We start from the raw sequence: 6,355 nt of genomic DNA, 5'->3' as shown, positions 1-6,355 counted from the left end.
CGCTGCTCGGCCGTGGCTTATATGGTCGAGCGAGGCGAATTGCCGCGCCAGATTGTAGGGTTCCATGAAGCTGGTCGATGCCGTGGCACCCAGGCCGATATGGCGTGTGGCGATAGCCAGTGCCGAGAGCAGCGTGATCGGCTCGAACACATTCATGAACATCGGGAACCGGCTCCACGCATACAGGTTGTCGGTACGCGCTGCGGGAGTGTCCGCGATAAAGAAGATATCGAAACAGCCTCGCTCGGCCAGTTGAGCCATGGCGATGAAGTGTTCAATGCTGGTGGAAGCATCGTCTGGGGTGCCGGTCTGCATCCACGAGGCCGGGTGGGCCCCAGTGCCTTGCACCAGCGTCGCAAGGGCCATGTGTTTGGTAGTGCTCATGTGCAAACTCCTCGAATGAAATGACGTGGGTGGTGGTTTTGAGGTTTACCCCAGCATCCACTCTTGAAAACGCTCCGAGACAGCGTCGAAGTTGGCGCCCCACCACACAGAGTCCAGCTCGGTGAGCCCTTTGATGTTTTCCGGTGCGCTCGGCAGGATGCTTGCCCGTTCGGGGGGCAGGAGCTCGATTGCGCGCTTGTTGCTGGGTCCGTTGGCAACGATTGAGGAGTAAATCGCTTGCTGCTCGGGGCGTATGCAGAATTCGACAAACTTGCGTGCCAGGTCCAGTTTCGGACAGCCCAGCGGGATCGACCAACCATCCACCGAATACAGGCCCTGCCAGAGAATAGTCAGCGGTGCGCCTGCGCTGATGGCCGCATAGCCACGGGCTGACCAGGTATCGGAAATATCGACTTCGCCACTCTGCAAGGCTTGGGTATTCTGCGCACCCGCAGACCACCACACGGCAATATCACTACGAATCTGGTCCAGCTTTTTGAATGCGCGATCCACATCCAGCGGATAAAGGTCCTTGCCTGCCACGCCATCGGCAAGCAGGGCCATTTCCAGAACGCCCCAGCCGCTTTTGTACAGCCCACGCCGGCCCGGAAACTTCTTCGTGTCCCAGTAATCGGCCCAGCTCGTTGGCGGGTTATTGGCAAATTTATCCTTGCGATAGGCCATGACGATGCCGAATACGGAAAAGCCCAACCAGTCGTTGGTCAACATGCCAGGCAGAATGTCCTGTGCTCTGGACGCTGGAATGTTCAGATCTGCAAGATAGTTTTTCGGTTTGGTGAGGCGCGCTACGTGATCTTGCGTCACCATGCACGCATCCCAGATGTAGGTTTTTGCGTCCACCAGTAACTTGAACTGAGTGACCGGATCAGAGTCATGAGCGATCCCGATCACTTTGATCCCGAATTCTTTTTCGAAAGGCTCATAAAACGCTGTGCGAATCGCCGGTGCCGTCGCACCGCCGACATCGGCCACAGTGATAGTTTCAGCGCCGAATGCCCGGCTACCCGTCCACAAGCTGGGCACCGCCATTGCCGCTGTGACGACCCCCGCCCCCTTGATGACATTACGTCGCGAAATATTCTTGGTATCTGACATCACTGCGTCCCCCGAATTAATTGGCTTTCGAATGCTTTGGCAGGCAGGTACAGCAAACGCGCGCTGTTAAAGACAGCGTTACGCGGACAGAAAATGGGTTTGGTGAGGTAGCCACTCAAGGCCGAGCACGCTGCCAAGTGCCAATACCGGAAGGCCGGAGGCGCGGCGCACGACAATTAAGTTTCCTGAGGCCAGGCGCACCACAATCCGGGTCTCAACGCCGGCATAAACTGACTCGACAACTTGCCCGCGCAAAACACCTTGCTCGGTCGACACTACGTTCAAGTGCTCGGGTCGAATGATCAGCGCACCGAGCTTATCTGGCTGACAGCCGTGCCCTTGTGGTAGCGCAAAAATGCCGTCGGGGGTCTCTAGGCGATCACCTTGCAGGACGCGTCCCTCAAGTAAATTGGACATACCGATGAAGCGTGCAACGGCGACTGTTCTAGGCCGCTCATACATCGTCCGAGGGTCATCAATCTGCTCGATGCGGCCGTTATGCATCATGCAAATCCGGTCCGACAGCGCCAGTGCTTCATCCTGGTCGTGGGTGACGAAAATGATGGTTGAACCGGTCTCGCGGTGCAGCCGTTTGATCTCCATTTGCATGGACTCACGCAGCTTGCGATCAAGGGCGGACAGCGGCTCATCCATCAGGATCAGCGAGGGTTTGTAGACGAAGCAGCGCGCCAGGGCGACCCGCTGCTGCTGGCCACCGGAGAGCTCACGGGGGAAACGCTGATGCATATCCTCAAGCCCGACCATCGCCAGGGCCTCGGTGACTCGCTGCCGAGCTTGGGCGCGGGAAACGCCGCGCATGTCCAGGGCGAAACCGATGTTCTGAGAAACAGTCAAGTGCGGAAAAAGCGCATAGTTCTGAAACACCACCCCGATATCTCGCTTGTGAGCCGGGGCGTGAGTCTGATCGTGGTTGTCAATGATAATGCGGCCGCTGGTGGGGGCCACCAGGCCGCTGATGATCTGCAAGAGCGTGGTCTTGCCTGAGCCAGATGCACCCAGTAGCGTCAGCAGTTCACCACTGTGGACCTCCAGATCAAGTGCATGCAACGCGGCGATGTTTCCATAGCGCTTGCCCAAGCCTTCTACCCGCAGCTTTATCTGCTCGACCGCCACCATAGGGTTTCCCCTTTGGCCATGCTCCGACGACATGATTCCTGGTACATGGGCCTGAGTGCTCAATGTTGTCTCCCCGGCACGTCGCCATAGAGCGAGCTGGATTTATGTCTGACCTTGTATATACATAACTATGCAAGTCTGGTGCCTATTTGCGGCATCGGCCCGAGTGTGGTTTCTAACCTGTTCGGATATACGGGTGGCGAGATTATGTTTTTGTCGTCGCAAGGCGGGAAAGCCAGGTTCCGCACGAGACGTCCCGCAGTTCCGAGTGAAGGCCACAAGCCGTCGGGGAAGCGGCTATTGCAGGCGTCGACAATAGAAAGGAGTGAGAAGGGGGCTTATTCCTTCAGCCTTTCACCGGTGTAATACCTGCGACGCGGTATTGTTCAGGTCTTGCGTGCAGGGTGCCCTTAACGACTATTTACCTTGCCAGGCACCATAAAAAAGCTAGTTTCGTACCTAGCGGTGCATGGACAGAATGGCGTCATATCCAACCCAAGATGAGGAACCCCGGATGAGCCAGCCTACCCATACGCGCATACGCATGTTCAACACCAAAGAGACCTATCCCAATCAGAGTCTGGATAACGATCTCTGCCAGGCCGTGCGCGCAGGTAATACGGTCTATGTTCGCGGTCAGATCGGTACCGATTTTGAAGGCAACCTCGTTGGCCTTGGCGACCCACGAGCCCAGGCTGAGCAGGCAATGAAAAACGTCAAGCAACTGCTTGAGGAAGCTGGCAGCGACTTGAGCCATATCGTCAAGACCACCACCTATCTGATCGATCCTCGTTACCGGGAGCCGGTTTATCAGGAGGTCGGGAAGTGGCTCAAAGGGGTATTCCCGATCTCCACCGGGCTGGTCATTTCAGGGCTGGGGCAGCCGGAATGGCTGATGGAAATCGACGTGATCGCTGTCATTCCCGACACTGTCGTTTCCTGAAGAAAGGACGAACACACCATGACGTTTTCAATCGTCGGCCGTTGCGCCGAAACAGGTCAATTGGGTATTGCCATCAGTTCGTCCAGCATCGCTGTCGGTGCCCGCTGCCCATGGCTGCGTCCGGGCGTTGGGGCGGTTGCCACGCAGAACATTACCCTCCCGGCGCTAGGCCCTCAGGTGCTTGACCTCATGGAGAGCGGACTGTCGCCTTCGCAGGCGCTGGACAAAGCGCTAACCAGCAACGGTTACAGCCAATACCGCCAACTGACGGCTATCGATCATCTGGGGCGGACCGCGCATTTCAGTGGCAGTGAAGCCCTGGGCACGCATAACGCCCTGGCCGGTGAACAATGCGTGGGCGCCGGCAACATGCTGGCAGACCGCTCGGTGATTGAAACGCTGGTTCGCACCTTCGAAAACAGCGGCGGGCAACTGGCCGACCGCCTGTTGGCGGCGATGCAAGCGGCAGTGGTCGCTGGCGGTGAGGCGGGGCCCGTTCACTCTGCCGCCTTGGTGGTGGTGGGTGAACTGACCTGGCCGATTGTCGATCTGCGTGTCGACTGGGCGGATGAAGACCCAATCGGTAAGCTGACGCAATTGTGGACCGACTACAGTCCGCAGATGCAGGATTACATCATCCGCGCCCTGGACCCGACCAAGGCGCCCAGTTATGGCGTACCTGGGGACGAGTAAATGAGCAGCAGCCGAAACCTGTTGGCCTCTCTGATCGGGTTCGACACCACCAGCCGCGAATCGAATCTGCAATTGATCGAGTTCGTGCGTGACTACCTGACCCGACTGGATGTGCCCTGCGAGTTGATCTTCAACGACGACCGCAGCAAGGCCAACCTGTTTGCGACACTGGGCCCGGACGATCGTCCGGGCATTGTGTTTTCTGGTCACACCGACGTAGTCCCCGTGGATGGACAGCCCTGGACTGTTACACCGTTCGAACTGACCGAAAAAGACGGCAAGCTTTACGGGCGCGGCACGGCAGACATGAAGGGCTATATCGCCTGTGTGCTGGCCGCTGTCCCCAAACTGCTGGCCGCACCGCTGCGCATGCCGGTGCATATCGCCTTGTCCTATGACGAAGAAGTCGGCTGCCTGGGCGTGCGCTCTCTGCTCGCCGAACTCGAACAACGGCCTCACAAACCGCTGCTGTGCATCATTGGCGAACCCACTGAGCTTAAGCCGGTGCTCGGCCACAAGGGCAAGTTGGCCATGCGCTGCGACGTCCACGGCGCTGCCTGTCACTCAGCCTATGCGCCGCAGGGCGTCAATGCGATTGAGTACGCCGCTGAGTTGATTGGCGAACTGGGTCGGATTGGCTCGCGTTTGCGCGCGCCTGAACTGCATGACGTGCGTTTCGACCCGCCGTTCACCACCGTGCAGACCGGCGTGATCAGCGGCGGCAAGGCGCTTAACATCGTCCCTGCCGATTGTCGTTTTGATTTCGAAGTGCGTGCCCTTCCTGCCCAGGACCCGCGTGAGGTGGCTGAGCAACTGGAGCGCTACGCCGAGCAGGAAGTATTGCCCAGGATGCTGGCGGTGGAGGCGGGGAGTGCTATCCGTTTTTCCGAGCTGTCGGCTTACCCGGGACTCGCCACCGACGCCCAGAGTCAAGCAGCACAGCTGATTGCGCAGTTCTGCGGCTCAAGTGAGTTCACGACAGTGGCGTTCGGCACCGAGGGCGGATTGTTCGACGCCATCGGCATTGCCACGGTGGTCTGCGGCCCCGGTAGCATGGACCAGGGCCACAAGCCTGATGAGTTCGTCAGCATCGAGCAACTGGATGCCTGTGATGCGATGTTCGAACGCATAGTGCTGGCGCTTCACCGTTGAGGTCAGGCGCCTGACTTTAGTTTAGGCGTCCGCCCTGGGCGCCAATACCTCGCGGCAATGGTCGACAAACAATTGTGCCGGTTTGGTCAGTTGCGACCGACGTAGCCAGGCGGCTGAAAGTCCGGAGCCAGTCACTTGCTCCACCAACGGCACGCACACCACCTTCTGCCCATCGTAGGTGTATTCGGAGTGCGGGCGGGTCACCAGGATCGCAAAACCAAACCCGCGCCCGACCATGCCTCTGACCATTTCAATGGACGGTGAGCTGAACAGGATATTGGGGGTCAGCCCGAGTTCCTCGAAGATGCTCACAAAGTAGGTACGGCTGGGTTGTACGTCGAGCAGCACCATAGGCTCAAGCACCAGATCGCTCAGCGACACCTTGGCCTGATGGGCAAAGCGATGATCCTCGGGCAACAGCGCATAAGGTTGTTGCGGCGCCATCAAGGGCACGGTGTCGATGGTGCTGTCCAAATCGTGTTCATAGAGGATTGCCAGGTCGATACCGCCAGAGGTCAACGCCTGGACCAGTTCCTGTTGTTCTCCATCGCGAATACGAATTTCAACGCCTGGCCAGCGATCACGAAAGCCTGCGATCAGTCCTGGCAAATACAGCGGCGCGACCGTCTCGAAACAGCCGATATCGATCTGTCCGGAGACTACATCGTTGTCGGCAAGCGCGTTTTGTTCGAATTCATGGGCAACCCGCAATAGCTCCTGAGCCTTGCGATAAAAGCGTGTACCGCTGGGAGTCAGTGATACCCCTTGAGCGTGGTGGCGAATAAATAGCTGTACAGCGAAGCTTTCTTCGAGGTGCTTGATGGCGGTCGAGACCGAGGGCTGCGCGATGTAAAGCTTGCGTGACGCTTCGGCCACGCTGCCGCACTCGACGGTAGTGACGAAATACTTGAGTTGCCGCAGGTTGTACGC

Annotated in this window: 7 protein-coding genes; 3 read left to right on the top strand and 4 right to left on the bottom strand. The window is 58.3% G+C overall.

Translation table 11 applies throughout. The features are described 5' to 3' along the window. The 3 genes from VGC62_RS09820 to VGC62_RS09810 all read right to left on the bottom strand — a co-directional run. Nucleotides 1-384: LLM class flavin-dependent oxidoreductase (locus VGC62_RS09820; RefSeq protein ID WP_331186883.1), on the bottom strand; the 384-nt coding region annotated here is incomplete at its 3' end. A gap of 45 nt (nt 385-429) precedes the next feature. Then, a complete protein-coding gene (locus tag VGC62_RS09815) occupies nt 430-1,500 on the bottom strand; it encodes an extracellular solute-binding protein (RefSeq protein ID WP_331186882.1) in 1,071 nt (356 codons plus the stop codon). Nucleotides 1,501-1,578: 78 nt separating this feature from the next. Continuing rightward, nucleotides 1,579-2,637 (bottom strand): ABC transporter ATP-binding protein, encoded by a 1,059-nt coding sequence (locus VGC62_RS09810; RefSeq protein ID WP_331186881.1) that lies wholly within the window; start codon nt 2,635-2,637, stop codon nt 1,579-1,581. Between the two features lie 514 nt (nt 2,638-3,151). On the opposite strand from VGC62_RS09810, the gene VGC62_RS09805 reads away from it, so the two are divergent. The 3 genes from VGC62_RS09805 to argE are packed head-to-tail and all read left to right on the top strand — an operon-like array spanning nt 3,152 to nt 5,425. Then, nucleotides 3,152-3,580, top strand: a complete 429-nt coding sequence (locus VGC62_RS09805; protein WP_331186880.1) for a RidA family protein — start codon at nt 3,152-3,154, stop codon at nt 3,578-3,580. Between the two features lie 18 nt (nt 3,581-3,598). Then, nucleotides 3,599-4,273, top strand: a complete 675-nt coding sequence (locus VGC62_RS09800; RefSeq protein ID WP_331186879.1) for a DUF1028 domain-containing protein — start codon at nt 3,599-3,601, stop codon at nt 4,271-4,273. Next, nucleotides 4,274-5,425: an acetylornithine deacetylase gene (gene argE / locus VGC62_RS09795; protein ID WP_331186878.1), complete on the top strand. Its 1,152-nt coding sequence runs from the start codon at nt 4,274-4,276 to the stop codon at nt 5,423-5,425. A 21-nt stretch (nt 5,426-5,446) separates the two neighbouring features. Here argE and VGC62_RS09790 read toward each other — a convergent pair. Next, on the bottom strand, nt 5,447-6,355 hold a 909-nt coding region (locus VGC62_RS09790; RefSeq protein ID WP_331186877.1), incomplete at its 5' end, for a LysR substrate-binding domain-containing protein.

It is taken from the genome of Pseudomonas sp. (assembly GCF_036404235.1).
Lineage (GTDB): Bacteria > Pseudomonadota > Gammaproteobacteria > Pseudomonadales > Pseudomonadaceae > Aquipseudomonas.
This window is presented reverse-complemented; position numbering and strand designations above follow the sequence as displayed.

Coding starts and splice junctions, on each gene's coding strand:
- VGC62_RS09815 (WP_331186882.1), bottom strand. CDS start 1,500: ATGTCAGATACCAAGAATATTTCGCGACGTAATGTCATCAAGGGGGCG.
- VGC62_RS09810 (WP_331186881.1), bottom strand. CDS start 2,637: ATGGTGGCGGTCGAGCAGATAAAGCTGCGGGTAGAAGGCTTGGGCAAG.
- VGC62_RS09805 (WP_331186880.1), top strand. CDS start 3,152: ATGAGCCAGCCTACCCATACGCGCATACGCATGTTCAACACCAAAGAG.
- VGC62_RS09800 (WP_331186879.1), top strand. CDS start 3,599: ATGACGTTTTCAATCGTCGGCCGTTGCGCCGAAACAGGTCAATTGGGT.
- argE (WP_331186878.1), top strand. CDS start 4,274: ATGAGCAGCAGCCGAAACCTGTTGGCCTCTCTGATCGGGTTCGACACC.